Annotated in this window: 13 protein-coding genes; 8 read left to right on the top strand and 5 right to left on the bottom strand. The window is 66.0% G+C overall.

Annotation, left to right across the window (positions count from 1 at the left end):
• Positions 1 to 5: 5 nt before the first annotated feature.
• From ABIB24_RS12415 to ABIB24_RS12405, 3 genes are all read left to right on the top strand, one after another.
• Entirely contained in the window at positions 6 to 416 is a 411-nt protein-coding gene (locus ABIB24_RS12415) for a DUF2946 family protein (protein ID WP_085705700.1), read from the top strand.
• 70 nt (positions 417 to 486) lie between these two features.
• Entirely contained in the window at positions 487 to 2,637 is a 2,151-nt protein-coding gene (locus ABIB24_RS12410) for a TonB-dependent receptor (RefSeq protein ID WP_354316508.1), read from the top strand.
• A gap of 329 nt (positions 2,638 to 2,966) precedes the next feature.
• The gene (locus ABIB24_RS12405) at positions 2,967 to 4,304 is read left to right on the top strand and encodes an MFS transporter (protein ID WP_137163513.1); all 1,338 of its coding nucleotides are present in this window, start codon (positions 2,967 to 2,969) and stop codon (positions 4,302 to 4,304) included.
• Positions 4,305 to 4,438: 134 nt separating this feature from the next.
• Here the strand turns inward: ABIB24_RS12405 and ABIB24_RS12400 are convergent, their stop codons facing one another.
• Genes ABIB24_RS12400 through ABIB24_RS12390 form a run of 3 tightly spaced genes read right to left on the bottom strand, consistent with a single transcriptional unit; the run spans position 4,439 to position 10,047 of the window.
• On the bottom strand, positions 4,439 to 7,585 hold the full coding sequence (locus ABIB24_RS12400; RefSeq protein ID WP_354316506.1) for an efflux RND transporter permease subunit: 3,147 nt from the start codon (positions 7,583 to 7,585) through the stop codon (positions 4,439 to 4,441).
• A 16-nt stretch (positions 7,586 to 7,601) separates the two neighbouring features.
• Positions 7,602 to 8,801, bottom strand: a complete 1,200-nt coding sequence (locus ABIB24_RS12395) for an efflux RND transporter periplasmic adaptor subunit (protein WP_274079356.1) — start codon at positions 8,799 to 8,801, stop codon at positions 7,602 to 7,604.
• The gene (locus ABIB24_RS12390; protein ID WP_274120226.1) at positions 8,794 to 10,047 is read right to left on the bottom strand and encodes a TolC family protein; all 1,254 of its coding nucleotides are present in this window, start codon (positions 10,045 to 10,047) and stop codon (positions 8,794 to 8,796) included. Before ABIB24_RS12390 ends, ABIB24_RS12395 begins: the two co-directional genes overlap by 8 nt.
• Positions 10,048 to 10,375: 328 nt before the next feature.
• Between ABIB24_RS12390 and aroQ the strand changes: the two genes are divergently transcribed.
• Both aroQ and ABIB24_RS12380 read left to right on the top strand, forming a co-directional pair.
• Positions 10,376 to 10,825 carry a type II 3-dehydroquinate dehydratase gene (gene aroQ, locus ABIB24_RS12385; RefSeq protein ID WP_354316503.1) on the top strand — a complete coding sequence of 150 codons (450 nt, stop codon included), beginning with the start codon at positions 10,376 to 10,378 and terminating at the stop codon, positions 10,823 to 10,825.
• Positions 10,822 to 11,670 carry a shikimate dehydrogenase gene (locus ABIB24_RS12380; protein WP_025338504.1) on the top strand — a complete coding sequence of 283 codons (849 nt, stop codon included), beginning with the start codon at positions 10,822 to 10,824 and terminating at the stop codon, positions 11,668 to 11,670. Before aroQ ends, ABIB24_RS12380 begins: the two co-directional genes overlap by 4 nt.
• Before the next feature lie 119 nt (positions 11,671 to 11,789).
• On the opposite strand, the gene ABIB24_RS12375 is transcribed toward ABIB24_RS12380, so the two are convergent.
• Together ABIB24_RS12375 and ABIB24_RS12370 are read right to left on the bottom strand one after the other, a co-directional pair.
• The gene (locus tag ABIB24_RS12375) at positions 11,790 to 12,326 is read right to left on the bottom strand and encodes a thioredoxin family protein (RefSeq protein WP_075044653.1); all 537 of its coding nucleotides are present in this window, start codon (positions 12,324 to 12,326) and stop codon (positions 11,790 to 11,792) included.
• Positions 12,316 to 12,591: a DUF2790 domain-containing protein gene (locus tag ABIB24_RS12370; protein WP_274079355.1), complete on the bottom strand. Its 276-nt coding sequence runs from the start codon at positions 12,589 to 12,591 to the stop codon at positions 12,316 to 12,318. Before ABIB24_RS12370 ends, ABIB24_RS12375 begins: the two co-directional genes overlap by 11 nt.
• A 220-nt stretch (positions 12,592 to 12,811) precedes the next feature.
• Here ABIB24_RS12370 and ABIB24_RS12365 point away from each other — a divergent pair, with 220 nt between their 5' ends.
• The 3 genes from ABIB24_RS12365 to ABIB24_RS12355 all read left to right on the top strand — a co-directional run bounded on the left by ABIB24_RS12365 (position 12,812) and on the right by ABIB24_RS12355 (position 15,698).
• Positions 12,812 to 13,552 (top strand): response regulator, encoded by a 741-nt coding sequence (locus ABIB24_RS12365; protein WP_003250463.1) that lies wholly within the window; start codon positions 12,812 to 12,814, stop codon positions 13,550 to 13,552.
• On the top strand, positions 13,549 to 14,835 hold the full coding sequence (locus tag ABIB24_RS12360) for a sensor histidine kinase (RefSeq protein ID WP_354316499.1): 1,287 nt from the start codon (positions 13,549 to 13,551) through the stop codon (positions 14,833 to 14,835). Before ABIB24_RS12365 ends, ABIB24_RS12360 begins: the two co-directional genes overlap by 4 nt.
• A gap of 245 nt (positions 14,836 to 15,080) precedes the next feature.
• Positions 15,081 to 15,698, top strand: coding sequence for a ferric reductase-like transmembrane domain-containing protein (locus ABIB24_RS12355; protein ID WP_025338500.1), 618 nt, complete (start codon positions 15,081 to 15,083; stop codon positions 15,696 to 15,698).
• Positions 15,699 to 15,709 lie beyond the last annotated feature (11 nt).

The following is a 15,709-nucleotide window of genomic DNA, read 5'->3' as shown; positions in this document are numbered from 1 at the left end:
CCGCCATGAAAACCACCCGGCATACCCGCACGCTGACCGCCTGGACGCTCTACGCCAGTGTCCTGTTCAGCCTGGTTCTGTGCGGCCTGCACCATGGCCAGATGGGTGGCCTGCGCCTGGCCGGCCTGGAAGGTGGTTTCTGCTCGATCAACAGCGAACACGGCGTTGCCATCGACCTGGATGGCGCCGGCGGCGACCAGCACATGGCCCAGCTCGACTGCCCGGTGTGCTCCTCGTTCGGCCTGGCCGTGCCGCTCAGCAGCGGAGGCTGGTCGTTCACCCCTACGCAAGCCGTGGCCACCTCGCCCATCGTGGTGCGCAGCTGGGCGCAACCGCCGCCGCGCTATCAACGCCCCGCCCTCAACCCCCGCGCCTCCCCCGTCGCTTTCCCCGCAGCCGTACTTCATTTCGCCTGACCTCGACCGGGCGCGCCTGACTGCGCGCGCTCGCGGTCAGCCATGACCTTTGCGTGGAAGACACACCAACATGCTTCGCAAAACCTCCCTGGTGCTCCTCATGGGCACCTGCAACCTTGCCTGGGCGGATGCTGCCCCGGTGGAACTGAGCGCCACCACCATCGACGGTGAACGCGACGCCGCCAGCGGCGTGCAACTGGACGAGCCGATCCGCACCGGTTCGCGCCTGGGCCTCACCGCGCGGGAAACGCCGGCCTCGGTCAGTGTCTCGGACCGCCGCCTGATCGAGGAGCGCGGCGCCAAGGACAGCCAAGATGTGATCAACGCCATGACAGGCGTCAATGCCTCGGCCAACCCCGGCTTTGGCGGCTTCGTCGCCTACCGCGGCTTCACCCAGAACCAGGTTACCCAGTTGTACAACGGCATCAACCTGGGCTACAGCAGCGCCACCCGGCCAGTGGATGCCTGGGTGCTCGACCGCGTCGAACTGATCGGCGGGCCATCGTCGTTCTTGCATGGCGCGGGCGCGGTGGGCGGCTCGATCAACTACATCACCAAGCTGGCCAGCCGCGATCAGCAGACCATCGACGGCCGTATCCGCCATGGCAGCTTCGACGACAGCGAAGTGGCGTTCGGCATCAACCAGGCACTGGCCAGCAACCCCGCCGATGCCCGCCACTTCATGCGCCTGGACTTCAGCCGCGGGCAGGGCAACGGCTACATCGACCGCAACGAACGGCACACCGACAGCGTGGCCTTCTCGTTGCTGAGCGACCTCACGCCCAACCTCACCCACACCCTGGCCCTGGAGTACCAGGAAGACCGCGAAGACAGCCCTTACTGGGGCTCGCCGATCCTGCCCGGGCGCAGCACGATGAAGATCGACAACAGCCGCCGCTTCGAAAACTACAACGTCGGCGACGGGCGCTACGAGCAGCGGGTACGCTGGCTACGCTCGATCCTCGACTACCAGCTCAGCGACAGCACCAGCGTGCAGAACACGCTGTACCACTACAACGCTCAGCGCGATTACCGCAACCTCGAACGCTACAGCTACACCAGCGATGGCAAGGTACGGCGCAGCAGCCCTTACCTGCAGCGCCACGACCAGAACCTGTTGGGCGACCGCATCGAGCTGCGCCACGACAACCAGCTGTTCGGCCTGGCCAGCCAGTGGTCGCTGGGGCTGGAGTACTCGCGCATGCGCCAGACCCTCTACCCCACCTCGAGCAGCTGGAGCGACGTGGTCGATGCCGAGCACTTCGACCCCGGCAGCTTCGACGACATCCCCGGGGTGAATGCCGGCCTGACCAAGCAACGCCGCCACGAGGTGACCAACCGCGCGGTGTTTGCCGAAAACCGCCTGCAACTCACCGAACGCCTGGCCCTGCTGACCGCCCTGCGCTACGACTACCTCGACATGCAGGTGACCAACTACGGCGCGGTAACGCCAACCTCGCCGGCGTTCTTCGAACGGCGCTGGGAACCCCTTTCCGGGCGTATCGGCCTGACCTACGCGCTGACCCCGTCCGCCAGCGTCTATGCGCAGTACAGTACCTCTGCCGACTTGCCGGCCGGCTCGCTGGCGGCAGCGACCTATTCCAACGTCGGGCTGTTCGACCTGTCCAAGGGCGAGCAGTGGGAAGTGGGCAGCAAGTTCGACTTTCTCGACGGGCGCGGCGCGGCCACGCTGGCGCTGTACCAGATCGTGCGCAAGGACTTTGCCGTGCGCGACTCCAACGACGCCAACCTCACGGTCCAGGCCGGGCAGCAGACCTCACGCGGTGTCGAGCTGTCCGGGCGCCTGCAGGTGACGCCGAAGCTGCTGGCCGAGGCCAACTATGCCTATGTCGATGCGCAGTACGACGCGTTCAACGAGGCGGTCAACGGCGTGTCGGTATCGCGCAAGGGCAACGCACCGGTGAACGTACCGGCCAGCGTCGCCAACCTGTGGCTGACCTACAGCCTGACCCCGGCGTGGTCGGTGGGGGCAGACGGGCGCTACGTGGGCTCGGTGTATGCCGACAACGCCAACAGCCTCAAGGCCCCGGCGTACACCCTGTTCGGCGCGTTCGCCCGCTACCGGCTGGATGAACACACCACGCTCACCGGGCGGGTACGCAACCTGACCGACGAGGTGTATGCCAAGCAGGCCTACAACAGCCAGTACTACATGGGGCCGCCGCGTACCTTCGAGCTGGCGCTGGACATGCGTTTCTGACCCCATGGCCTGTCTTGCATGAACATCCCGGCCTGCATTGGCTCTTGTGGGAGCGGCCTTGCGTCGCGAAAGGGCCGCTGAGCGGCCCCGGCGATGTCAGTGGCGAAGCTGCAATCGAGGGGCTGCTGCGCAGCCCTTTCGCGACACAAGGCCGCTCCCACAGTGGACCGCGCCAAGCGAACAACTCGCGGTTGAATCAGGCATCCCGAGGTCGCCCTCGACAAAGCGTCCTCCAGCGCCCGGCTATCTACTGGCAAGCACAACAATGATGGCGCGGCCCGACCGCGCCACTTTCATCATGCCTGCCAATGGAACCGGAGAGCACTCGCATGCCCGCACCTCACGAGGTATCCCCCGCCACCCTGCGCCGGGTGATCGCCGCCTCGGCCATCGGCAATTTCGTCGAATGGTTCGACTTCGCCGTCTACGGCTTTCTCGCTACCCTGATCGCCAGCCAGTTCTTCGCTAGCGAAGACGCCAGCGTGGCCTTGCTCAAGACCTTTGCGGTATTCGCCGTGGCGTTCGCCCTGCGCCCGCTGGGCGGCATCGTGTTCGGCGCGCTGGGTGACCGCCTGGGGCGCAAGCGCATCCTGTCGCTGACCATCCTGCTGATGGCCGGCTCCACGACCCTCATCGGCCTGCTGCCGACCTACGCCAGCATCGGCCTGGCAGCCCCCGCGCTGCTGACCCTGGCGCGCTGCCTGCAGGGCTTTTCCGCCGGTGGCGAGTATGCCGGGGCCTGCGCCTACCTGATGGAGCATGCGCCCAACGACAAGCGCGCCTTCTATGGCAGCTTCGTGCCGGTGTCGACCTTTTCCGCCTTTGCCTGCGCGGCAGTGATTGCCTATGGCCTGGAAGCCAGCCTGTCGGCCGAGGCGATGAATGCCTGGGGCTGGCGCATCCCGTTCTTGATCGCCGCGCCGCTGGGGCTGGTCGGCCTGTACCTGCGCTGGCGCATGGAAGAAACCCCGGCGTTCCGCGAAGCCATCGCCCAGGGCAAGGAGCATGAACATTCGCCGCTCAAGGAAACCCTGCGCAACCATGGCCGGGCGATCCGCAACCTGGGGGCCTTCATCTCGCTGACCGCGCTGTCGTTCTACATGTTCACCACCTACTTCGCCACCTACCTGCAACTGGTCGGCAACCTGACCCGCGCGCAATCGCTGCTGGTAACTACCGTGGCCCTGCTGTTCGCCGCGGTCGGCTGCCCGCTGGCCGGGGCGTTCTCGGACCGCGTCGGGCGGCGCAAGACCATCGGCTTTACCTGCCTGTGGGTGATGCTGTGCGTGTTCCCGGCGTACTGGCTGGCCAGTTCCGGCTCGATGTCCGGTGCGCTGCTGGGGGTGATCCTGCTGGCGGTGGGGGCGCTGTGCAGTGGCGTGGTCACGGCGGCATTGCTGTCGGAAAGCTTCCCTACCCGCACCCGCTATACCGCTTCGGCAATTACCTACAACGTGGCCTATACGCTGTTTGGCGGTACCGCACCGCTGGTGGCGACCTGGCTGATCGGGCAGACCGGCAGCAGCCTGGCACCGGCGTTCTACCTGGTGGTGATTGCACTGGTGGCGTTGGTGGGTGGGTTGGCGTTGCCGGAGACTTCGCGGATTTCGTTGCATGATGAGGCGGGAACGGAGAGCGCGCGGCCCGGAGCCCGTAGTACCGTTTGAGAATTTGGGGCCGCTTTGCGGCCCATCGCGACACAAGGCCGCTCCTACAAGGGATCGCGTCAATTTGCAGCTGATGCGGTCCCCTGTAGGAGCGGCCTTGTGTCGCGATGGGCTGCAAAGCAGCCCCAGGATTCTCAACCCTCCTGCACCTCTTCGCGCCGATACGCCCACTGATACAACGCCGGCAACACCAGCAAGGTCAGTGCGGTGGACGACAGAATCCCGCCAATCACCACGGTCGCCAGCGGCCTTTGCACCTCGGCCCCGGTCCCGGTCGCCAAGGCCATCGGGATGAACCCCAGCGACGCCACCAGTGCCGTCATCAGCACCGGCCGCAAGCGCGTCAGCGCACCCTCCTCGACCGCTGCCCGCAGCGTGCGCCCTTCCTCCCGCAGGCCACGGATAAAGGCGATCATCACCAGCCCGTTGAGCACCGCCACCCCCGACAAGGCAATGAACCCCACGCCAGCGGAAATGGACAGCGGAATGTCCCGCAACCACAGCGCCAGCACCCCGCCGGTAAGGGCGAACGGGATGCCGGTGAACACCAGCAGGCCATCCCTGAGGTTGTTGAACATCATCAGCAACAGCGCCATGACCAGCAGCAAGGCCACCGGCACCACCACCTGCAGGCGCTCGGCCGCCGACTGCAGTTGCTCGAACTGGCCACCCCAGCGGGTCCAGTAACCCGGCGGTATCTGCACCTGCTCGATCAGCGTCTGCTCGGCCTCCTCGACGAACGAACCCAGGTCGCGCCCGCGCACGTTGGCACTGACCACCACCACCCGCTTGCCATCCTCGCGGCTGACCTGGTTCGGCCCCAGCTGCAGGTTCAGCGTGGCTACCTGCGACAGCGGGATGAAGCCGATTTGCCCGGCACCCGCAGCAGCGCTGGCCGGCACCGGAATCAGCAGGCTGCCCAGCCCGTCGACATCGGTGCGCAGGGGTTCCGACAGGCGCACCACCATGTCGAAACGGCGGTCACCTTCGTACAGCGTGCCGGCCGTGCGGCCACCCACGGCAATGGCAATGGCGTCCTGCACATCACCCACATTAAGGCCATGGCGGGCCGCCTTGTCGCGGTCGATATCGATGGTCAGCACCGGCAGTCCGGTAGTCTGCTCGACCTTTACCTCGGACGCGCCCGGCACGCCTTGCAGGCTGCTGGCGATCTGCGCGGCTGTGCGGTTGAGCACGTCCATGTCATCACCGAACAGCTTCACCGCCACATCGCTGCGCACCCCGGAAATCAGCTCGTTGAAGCGCAGCTGGATCGGCTGCGACAGCTCGTGGTTGCTGCCCGGCACGCTGGCGGCGGCGCGTTGTACCTCGGCGATCAGCTCATCACGCGGCTTGCCCGGGTCGCCCCATTGCTCACGCGGACGCAGCATCACATAGGCGTCGGAAATGTTCGGCGGCATCGGGTCGGAGGCGATCTCGGCGGTGCCGGTGCGGGCGAACACCCGCTCCACTTCCGGTACCTGGGCGATGATCGCCTGTTCCAGGCGCTGCTGCATGTCGACCGACTGCGACAGGCTGGTGCCTGGCACGCGCAGGGCCTGCAGGGCGAAGTCGCCTTCGCTGAGGCTGGGGATGAATTCGCTGCCCATGCGGCTGGCCATAACCCCGGACAACAACACCAGGGTGGCGGCGCCAGCGAACGCCAGCTTGCGCCGGCCCAGCACCCAGGCCAGCACCGGGGCATAGCGCTGACGCGCCGTGCGCATTACCAGGCCTTCCTCTTCCTTGACCTTGCCGGTGACGAACAGGGCAATGGCCGCCGGCACGAAGGTAACCGAGAGGATCATGGCACCAAGCAGGGCGATGACCACGGTAAAGGCCATAGGGTGGAACATCTTGCCCTCCACCCCGGTCAAGGCAAAGATCGGCAGGTACACCACCATGATGATCAGCTGGCCATAGATCAGCGGCCGACGCGCCTCACGGGCGGCAGCGAACACTTCATGGAAGCGCTCGGTGCGGGTCAGCATGCGGCCATGGCGTTGCTGGGCGTGGGCCAGGCGGCGGATGGCGTTCTCCACGATCACCACCGCGCCGTCGACGATGATGCCGAAGTCCAGTGCGCCCAGGCTCATCAGGTTGGCGCTGACCTTGTTGCTGAACATGCCGGTGAAGGTGAACAGCATCGACAAGGGAATGACCATGGCGGTGATCAGCGCAGCGCGGATGTTGCCCAGGAACAGGAACAACACGGCGATGACCAGGATGGCCCCTTCGATCAGGTTCTTCTTCACCGTGGCGATGGCCTTTTCCACCAGATTGGTGCGGTCGTACACCGTCACCGCGACCACGCCCTTGGGCAGGTTGCGGTTGATCTCGACCAGCTTGGCGGCGACCGCCTGTGACACCGTGCGGCTGTTCTCGCCAATCAGCATGAACACCGTGCCCAGCACCACTTCCCGGCCGTTTTCGGTGGCCGCGCCCGAGCGCAGTTCTTCGCCCAGGCCGACCTGGGCAACATGGCTGACGCGGATTGGCGTGCCATCCACACTGGAGATGACGATGTTGGCGATGTCCTCGGCCGACGCCACCTGGCCTGGCGCGCGAATCAGCAACTGCTCGCCATTGCGCTTGATGTAGCCGGCGCCGACGTTGGCGTTGTTGCGCTCCAGCGCCGCGATCAGGTCGTTGAGGGTGAGTTTGTAGGCCGCCAGGCGCTTGGGCTCCGGCGCAATCAGGTACTGCTTGGCATGGCCACCGATGCTGTTGACCTCGGCCACCCCGGGCACGTTGCGCAGCTGCGGCTTGATGATCCAGTCCTGGATCACCCGCAAGTCGGTCGGGGTGTAGGGTGTGCCGTCTTCCTTCAGCGCGCCCTGCTCGGCTTCCACCGTCCACAGGAAGATTTCACCCAGCCCGGTGGAAATCGGCCCCATGCCCGCTTCGATGCCGTCGGGCAACTGCTCACGCGCCACTTGCAGGCGCTCGTTGACCAGTTGGCGGGCGAAGAACAGGTCGGTGCCGTCGTCGAAAATGACCGTGACCTGCGACAGGCCCGAACGCGACAGCGAGCGGGTCTGCTTGAGCCCGGGCAGGCCGGCCATGGCGGTCTCGATGGCGAAGGTGATGCGCTGCTCGGTCTCCAGCGGCGAATAGCCGGGGGCGGCGGTATTGATCTGCACCTGGACGTTGGTGATGTCCGGTACAGCGTCGATCGGCAGTTTCTGGTAGCTGTGGATACCCACCGCGGCCATCAGGACCACGGCCAGCATCACCACCAGGCGCTGCTCGATGGCGAATTGAATCAGGCGTTCGAACATGCAGGCGTCCCCGTGATCAATGGCTGTGCTCGGCCGAGCCTTTGCCCAGCTCGGACTTGAGGACAAAGCTGCCGGCAGCGGCCACCTGGGTTCCGGCGGCAAGCCCGGTGGTGATTTCCACCTGGCCGGCGTCGCGGCGGCCGGTCTTCACCGGGCGGACCTCGAAGCCTTCCTCGGTACGGGCAAACACCACGGTCTGCTCCTCCCAGGTTTGCAGGGCGCTTTGCGGTACCACCACGGCGGCGTTGAAGCGTTCGACGCTGACCGCGACATTGACGAACAGCCCGGGGCGCCAGGCGCCGTTGGGGTTGGCCAGCGTGGCGCGGACAGTGGCGGCACGGTTCTGCTCGCCGAGCAGGCTGCCGACGTAGTTGACCTTGCCCTCGACCTGGGCGCCCAGGTCCGGCGCGCTGACCGTGACATTACGGCCGGTGGTCACCTTGTCCAGGTCGCGCGGGGCGACGGCGAAGGTGGCCCAGACCCGGCTCAGGTCAGACAGGGTGAAGGCATTGCTGGTCTCATCGACCACCTCGCCCACGGTCAGGTGCTTTTCCACCACCACTGCATCGAACGGCGCGCGCAGTTCATAGCGGTTGCCGGCGCCGGCCGGGCCCACGGCGGCGACTTTCTGCCGGGCGTTGGCCAAGGCAATCTCGGCTTCCTGCAACGCCTGACGGGCCTGCAGGTAATCCTGCTCGGCACTGATGCGTTCCTGCCACAGCTGCTGTTCGCGCTGGAAGGTCAGGCGCGCCAGTTCCAGGCGGCGCTGGGCAGCCTGTTGTTCGCTGCGCAGGTCGGAAATCTGCTGGCTGGCGATTACCGCCAGCACCTGACCACGCTTGACCGCCTGGCCCAGCTCGGCTTGCACCGACTCGACCACACCGGGCACGCGTGGCACGACGTGGGCGGTGCGGTCCTCGTCGAAGCGGATTTCACCCGGGAAGCTGATGGCGGTGCCCAGTTCACGAGGGCCGGCATTGGCCAGTTGCACACCGGCAGCTTCGATCTGGGCGATGGACAGGTGCAGCTTGCCCTCCTCTTCTTCGTGGCCCTCGCCGGCCTGTTCCTCGCCGTGGCCGTGGCTGTCTTCGCCGTGGTCGTCGTGCCGGGCTTCAGTGCCTGACGCGTTGCCGAGGTTGCCGGTCCAGGCCAGGCCACCGAGGCCAAGCGCGGCAATGGCGGCAGCCAGAAGGGCTATCTTGCGTGGATTAGTCATTGTTGCTCCTGCTGTTCAATTTGTTGCGCAGGCCATCGAGGTCGCCATAGATCCGCTCGACCTGCGCCCGCGCGTCGGTCGCCGAGGCCAGAGCCTCGAGGTACAGCCCGCGCGCCTCGATCAGCGTGCGCTGGGCGTCGAGCACATCGAGGAAGGCGAACTTGCCCATTTCGAAACCGCGTGTGGCGGTGTCCACGGCCTGCTGGGCAGAAGGCAGGATGGTGCGGTCATAGGCCTGCACTTCCTGCATGGCCGTGGCCCACTGGCTGACGGCGCTGCGGGTTTCACTGCGCAAGCGCAGCTCCACGGCGTTGCGCAGGTCACGCGCCTGGTCGGCCCGGCGGGCCGCGGCCAGCACGTTGCCCTGGTTGCGGTCGAACAGCGGCAAGGGCATCGACAGGCCCACCACATTGACCCGCTCGCGGTCTTCGCGGCTGTACTGGCTGCCAAGGCTGACGGTGAGGTTGGGAATGCGCAGGGCCTTTTCCGAACCCAGGGACGCTTCGCCGCGCTCGACCTGGGCGGCGGCAAGACGCCATTCAGCCGTTTGCTCGACCTGGTCGAGCAGGGCGTCGGCGCTGGGCGCATCACCGGGGGACAGATTGGCGGCCTGCAACTGGTCGAAGCTTGCCAGCGGGCTGCCGGTCAACCGTGCCAGGGCCTGGTAAGCCACACTGCGCTGGGTTTGCGCACGGCGCACTTCAGCCTGGGCCTGGGCCAACTGCACCCGGGCCCGGGTGGCCTCCACGGGCGATGACTGGCCAGCGGTCACCCGCCCCTGCACCACTCGCAGCCCACGCTCGGTCAACGCCTGCGATTGTTGCGCCAGCTCCAGCGCGGTCTGCGCGCGCAGGGCCGCGTGGAACGCCTGCACCACATCGGCGCGCAGGCCGTTGCGCTGGCGCTCCAGGTCCAGCTGGGCAATGGCCTGGCCGGCACCGGCCACGGCGATGCGAGCACCGCGCTTGCCGCCCAGCTCCAGCGGTTGGCTGAGGGTGACAGTGGTGGTGCTGGTGTCACGGCGGGTGTCCTCGACCTCCCAGGACAGCTCCGGGTTGGGGATCAGCCCTGCTTGGCGCCGCTCGCCATCGGCAATGCCGATTTCCCGGCCGGCCGCGGCCAGCTCCGGGTTCTGGGCAAAGGCGGCGTCAAGCGCCTGGGGCAGGCTCAGGCTCTGGCTGGCCTGGGCGCTGGCGGCAACAGCCAGCAACAGGCAGAGCAAGGCGGTCTTGCGGGGGATGGGCACGAAACAGATCCTCGTCGGCGAGCTTTGGCGAGGGACTGTAGAAAGCCGCGCTTATCGGGGCGGTGGCGGGGAAATTACAATTTTGTAATCCAGCTGCGTTTCTCTTTGTAGGAGCAGCCTTGTGCTGCGAAGAGGCCGGTACTGCCACAGCAGATGTAATGGCACTGCCGGCCTCTTCGCAGCACAAGGCTGCTCCTACAGAGGGTGTGTACATACTGAGAGTTCGATAATCGCCCACTTTCCCGGTACAGCGGTTTAGTCCAATTGACTAAACTAACCAGTCGGTACAAAACTAGACGCATCCAACAACAACAAAGCGATGCCCGTCATGAAGCCCCTCATTCTCGTGCTCAACGGCCCCAACCTGAACATGCTGGGCACCCGCGAGCCTGCCCAATATGGCCACGAAACCCTCGCCGACCTGGCCCAGGGCTGTGCCGATACCGCCCATGCCCGCGGCCTGGAAATCGAATTCCGCCAAACCAACCACGAAGGCGAACTGATCGACTGGATCCATGCTGCCCGTGGCCGCTGCGCCGGCATCGTGATCAACCCCGGTGCCTGGACCCATACCTCGGTGGCCATCCGCGATGCCCTGGTGGCCAGCGAAGTGCCGGTAATCGAAGTGCACCTGTCCAACGTGCACAAGCGCGAACCGTTCCGTCACCTGTCGTTCGTATCATCCATCGCCGTCGGGGTCATCTGCGGCCTGGGCAGCCATGGCTACCGCATGGCCATCAGCCACTTCGCCGAAATGTTGCAGGAGCACAACGCATGAGCCAGCAAGCCATCCTCGCCGGCCTGATCGGCCGCGGCATCCAGCTGTCGCGCACCCCTGCCCTGCACGAACACGAAGGTGATGCCCAGGCGCTGCGCTACCTGTATCGGCTGATCGATGCCGACCAGCTGCAACTGGACGACAGCGCCCTGCCCGGCCTGCTCGACGCCGCCCAGCACACCGGTTTCACCGGGCTCAACATCACCTATCCGTTCAAGCAGGCGATCCTGCCGTTGCTCGACGAACTGTCGGACGAAGCCCGCGGCATCGGCGCGGTGAACACCGTAGTGCTCAAGGACGGCAAGCGGGTCGGCCACAACACCGACTGCCTGGGCTTTGCCGAAGGCTTGCGCCGTGGCCTGCCTGATGTGGCACGGCGCCAGGTGGTGCAGATGGGTGCCGGTGGTGCCGGTTCGGCCGTGGCCCATGCCCTGCTGGGTGAAGGGGTCGAGCGGCTGGTGCTGTTCGAAGTGGACGCGGCCCGTGCGCAGGCCCTGGTGGACAACCTGAATGCCCATTTCGGTGCCGGGCGCGCCGTGGTCGGCAACGACCTGGCCACGGCCCTGGCCGAGGCGGACGGGCTGGTCAACACCACGCCGGTGGGCATGGCCAAGCTGCCGGGCACACCGCTGCCGGTGGAGCTGCTGCATGCGCGCCTGTGGGTGGCGGAGATCATCTACTTCCCGCTGGAGACCGAACTGCTGCGCGCCGCCCGGGCGCTGGGCTGCCGCACCCTGGATGGCAGCAACATGGCCGTGTTCCAGGCGGTGAAGGCGTTCGAGCTGTTCAGCGGGCGCCAGGCGGATGCGGCGCGGATGCAGGCGCACTTTGCCAGTTTCACCTGATAGACAGGGGTTGGTTTCTTCGCGGGCTTGCCCGCTCCCACAGGTACTGCGCAGATTTCACTGATTACGCAAATCCCTGTGGGAGTGGGCAAGCCCGCGAAGAGGCCGGCACAGACAACTCACCCTTTCTCATCCAGCAACGCCTGTATCACCTGCTCCTGCCCACCATAATCCCCCTCGCCAAAGTGCACATGGCGCACCTGCCCCTTGCGGTCGACAAAGTAATGCGCCGGCCAGAACTGGTTGCCCCAGGCATTCCACACCTTGTAGTCGTTATCCACCGCCACCGGGTAACCAATCCCCAGGCTGGCTACCTTGTCACGCAAGGTGCCTACATCGTGCTCGTAGTCGTACTCCGGGGTGTGCACGCCGACCACCACCAGGCCCTGGTCGGCATAGCGCCGCGCCCATTCGTTCACATGCGGCAGGCTGCGCCGGCAGTTGATGCAGTCCCAGGTCCAGAAGTCCACCAGCACCACCTTGCCCTTGAGCCCAGGGCCATCCAGCGGCGCCGAGTTCAGCCACTGGCTGGCGCCGGACAGCGACGGCATGGCACCGTAGCTGTCGCGGGCCATCAGGTGCCCGGCCAGGCCCAGGCCGGCCAGCGCCAGGGCAATACCGCCAACCTTCAACAACAAGCGGCGATCAATTCTCATGGCAACCGCCGGTGGCGTAGGTGCGGTACTGCACGCTCTGCTGCTGGCCGTTGGAGTCGAGGTAGTCCATGCGGGTGTTCACCAGGCCGCAGGCGTCGCTCTGGTCGTCCTGTATCGACAGCACTTTCTTCACATCCAGGTGGTCACCGTAGCGGTACTGCATGACCCCGCTGTCGTCCATCGGCATCGTGGAGGCCTGGGCGGCAATGGCGCCGAAGCTGAGCACGGCGAACAGGCTGGCACGGGCGAAGGTATTGAAGTTCATGGCATCTCTCCTGTGTAACGCTTGAGGGTGGGGAGTTGTGCTCCCCGGTCGAGAGCCATTTCACGCCGGCCAGGTATCCCGTATGTGTCGCCCGAAGCTGTGATGTGCTTCCTCCTGTGTCTGTACACATGCCAGATACACTGCAATACAAACCCCCGCAGGCAAGCGCGATTGCGCTCGGTACACTGCGCCCATCCCTTCTTGCACAGGAACGCAGCGCATGGAACACGTCGATCACATCCTGATCGTCGACGACGACCGCGAAATCCGCGAACTGGTCGGCAACTACCTGAAGAAGAACGGCCTGCGCACCAGCATCGTCGCCGACGGCCGGCAGATGCGCGCCTTTCTCGAAGCCAACAGCGTCGACCTGATCGTCCTGGACATCATGATGCCCGGCGACGACGGCCTGCTGTTGTGCCGCGAGCTGCGCGCCGGCAAGCACCGCAACACCCCGGTGCTGATGCTGACCGCCCGCAACGACGAAACCGACCGCATCATCGGCCTGGAAATGGGCGCCGACGATTACCTGACCAAGCCGTTCTCGGCCCGCGAACTTCTGGCCCGTATCAATGCCGTGCTGCGCCGCACGCGCATGCTGCCGCCCAACCTGACCATCAGCGAAAGCAGCCGCCTGCTCGGCTTCGGCCAGTGGCGGCTGGACACCACCGCGCGCCACCTGCTCGACAGCGAAGGCACCCTGGTCGCCCTGAGCGGTGCCGAATACCGCCTGCTGCGGGTGTTTCTCGACCACCCGCAGCGGGTGCTCAGCCGTGAGCAGTTGCTCAACCTGACCCAGGGCCGCGAAGCCGACATCTTCGACCGCTCCATCGACCTGCTGGTCAGCCGCCTGCGCCAGCGCCTGGGTGACGACGCCCGCGAACCCAGCTGCATCAAGACCGTGCGCAGCGAAGGCTACGTGTTCTCGCTGCCGGTGCAACTGCTCGAGTCGCCATCATGAAATGGCCACGTACCCTGGCCTCGCGCCTGGCACTGATCTTCTTCACCGGCCTGGTGCTGGCCTACGGCCTGTCGTTCGGCCTGCAGGCCTACGAGCGCTACATCAGCAGCCGCTCGATGATGCTCAGCACCCTGGAGCAGGACGTGGCCACCTCGGTGGCCATCCTCGACCGCCTGCCCGCGGCCGAGCGCGCCGCCTGGCTGCCGCGCCTGGAGCGGCGTACCTACCGCTACCGGCTGGACCAGGGCCTGGCGGGCGAAGCCATGCCGACCAGCGACCCGCCCATGGCCGCCGACTCGATCGTCAAGGCCATTGGCGCCGACTATCGCCTTTCCTTCCAGGAAATCCCCGGCCCGAATGCGCACTTCCAGGCACACCTGACCCTGGCCGATGGCGCACCGCTGACCATCGACGTAACCCCATCGCCGGTCCCGGTGGCACGTTGGCTGCCCGTGGTGTTGCTGATCCAGCTGGCCGTGCTGTTGCTGTGCACCTGGCTGGCGGTACGCCTGGCGATCGGCCCGCTGACCCGCCTGGCCCGTGCGGTGGACAACCTCGACCCGGACAAGCCTGGCGCGCAGCTGGATGAAAGCGGCCCGCGCGAGGTGCGCTACGCCGCCGTGGCCTTCAACGCCCTGCAGGCGCGCATCGCTGCCTACCTCAAGGAACGCATGCAGTTGCTGGCGGCCATTTCCCACGACCTGCAAACACCGATCACGCGCATGAAGCTGCGTGTCGAAGTGATGGACGAAGGGGTGGAAAAGGACAAGCTGTGGAGCGACCTGGGTGAAATGGAACACCTGGTGCGCGAAGGCGTGGCCTATGCCCGCAGCATGGACACCAGCACCGAGGCCCCGTGCCGGGTCAACCTCGATGCCTTTCTCGACAGCCTGGTGTTCGATTACCAGGACAGTGGCGCCCAGGTCGAGCGCCATGGCAGCAGCGGCAGTCTGCTGGAAACCCGCCCGCATGCCCTGCGCCGAGTGCTGGTGAACCTGGTGGACAACGCCCTCAAGTTTGCCGGTGCTGCCGAGCTGGAGGTGTGCCGCGAGGGCGAAAGGACCCTGATCCGCGTGCTCGACAACGGGCCAGGCATACCCGGTGGCGAACTGGATGAAGTGCTCAAGCCGTTCTATCGCGTGGAAGGTTCACGCAACCGCAGCACCGGCGGCACCGGGCTGGGGTTGGCGATTGCCCATCAGCTGATCCAGGCCATGGGCGGCCGACTGACCCTGAGCAACCGCGCAGGCGGCGGGCTGTGCGCGCAGATCGAGCTCAAATGACAGTTTGTGGGAGCGGCCTTGCGTCGCGATAGGGCTGCGCAGCAGCCCCAGGTTTTCAGCTTCGTCGCATGAATTGCCGGGGCCGCTTTGCGGCCCTTTCGCGACGCAAGGCCGCTCCCACAAAAAGCAGGTGGCGCTTGAAGTATCAGTACACTCCGATACACAACCCCACCACCGCCGACACACTGCAGATACCCCACCCCGACACACTCCCGGTCACACAACCACACCCCGGGAGCCTCCAGATGAAACCCCTCACCCTTCCCTCCGGCTGGAAGCTGTTCGCCACGCTCGCCGGCCTGACCCTGGCGATGACTGCCGTGGTCCTGGCCAGCCAACCTGATCCGGACGGCCTGCGCAGCGCGATCCGTGCCACTGCGCGCAGCTCCTTCGCGCTATTCCTGCTGGCCTTCCTGGCCTCGTCGCTGGTGACCTTGCTGCCTGGCACCAGCAGCCGCCGCATCCTCCAGGAACGGCGCTATCTGGGGTTGGCATTCGCCTTTTCCCACACCGTGCACGGCGTACTGATCTACCGCTATGCCCAGCAATTCCCCGAGCTGTTCTGGGCCGGCCGCACGCTCACTTCCAGCCTGCCCGGCACCCTCGGCTACCTGTTCCTGCTGCTGCTCACCATCACCTCGTTCAAGGCCCCGATGCGCCTGTTGGGTGGCCGTGCCTGGCAGGCCCTGCACAGCACCGGCATGTGGGTACTGGCCGCGGTGTTCTGCCTGTCGTTCTACAAACGCATCCCAATGGGCGGCTGGTACCCGCTGGCGTTCGCCCTGATGTTCAGCGCCATCGCCGTCAAGCTCACCGCCAAGCTGGCCCGCCAGCAACGCCGTAACGCCCGTGCCCTTTCCTGAAGAGAGAAACC

Source organism: Pseudomonas sp. UYEF17 (assembly GCF_040546125.1).
In the GTDB taxonomy this organism is placed as follows: domain Bacteria; phylum Pseudomonadota; class Gammaproteobacteria; order Pseudomonadales; family Pseudomonadaceae; genus Aquipseudomonas; species Aquipseudomonas putida_Z.
Note: the sequence above shows the minus strand (reverse complement) of the source record. Positions and strands in the feature narration are given on the sequence as shown.

Bases quoted from the DNA above. Each gene is read 5' to 3' on its own strand.
- ABIB24_RS12415 (WP_085705700.1), top strand. From the start codon at position 6: ATGAAAACCACCCGGCATACCCGCACGCTGACCGCCTGGACGCTCTAC.
- ABIB24_RS12410 (WP_354316508.1), top strand. From the start codon at position 487: ATGCTTCGCAAAACCTCCCTGGTGCTCCTCATGGGCACCTGCAACCTT.
- ABIB24_RS12405 (WP_137163513.1), top strand. From the start codon at position 2,967: ATGCCCGCACCTCACGAGGTATCCCCCGCCACCCTGCGCCGGGTGATC.
- ABIB24_RS12400 (WP_354316506.1), bottom strand. From the start codon at position 7,585: ATGTTCGAACGCCTGATTCAATTCGCCATCGAGCAGCGCCTGGTGGTG.
- ABIB24_RS12395 (WP_274079356.1), bottom strand. From the start codon at position 8,801: ATGACTAATCCACGCAAGATAGCCCTTCTGGCTGCCGCCATTGCCGCG.
- aroQ (WP_354316503.1), top strand. From the start codon at position 10,376: ATGAAGCCCCTCATTCTCGTGCTCAACGGCCCCAACCTGAACATGCTG.
- ABIB24_RS12380 (WP_025338504.1), top strand. From the start codon at position 10,822: ATGAGCCAGCAAGCCATCCTCGCCGGCCTGATCGGCCGCGGCATCCAG.
- ABIB24_RS12375 (WP_075044653.1), bottom strand. From the start codon at position 12,326: ATGAGAATTGATCGCCGCTTGTTGTTGAAGGTTGGCGGTATTGCCCTG.
- ABIB24_RS12370 (WP_274079355.1), bottom strand. From the start codon at position 12,591: ATGAACTTCAATACCTTCGCCCGTGCCAGCCTGTTCGCCGTGCTCAGC.
- ABIB24_RS12365 (WP_003250463.1), top strand. From the start codon at position 12,812: ATGGAACACGTCGATCACATCCTGATCGTCGACGACGACCGCGAAATC.
- ABIB24_RS12360 (WP_354316499.1), top strand. From the start codon at position 13,549: ATGAAATGGCCACGTACCCTGGCCTCGCGCCTGGCACTGATCTTCTTC.
- ABIB24_RS12355 (WP_025338500.1), top strand. From the start codon at position 15,081: ATGAAACCCCTCACCCTTCCCTCCGGCTGGAAGCTGTTCGCCACGCTC.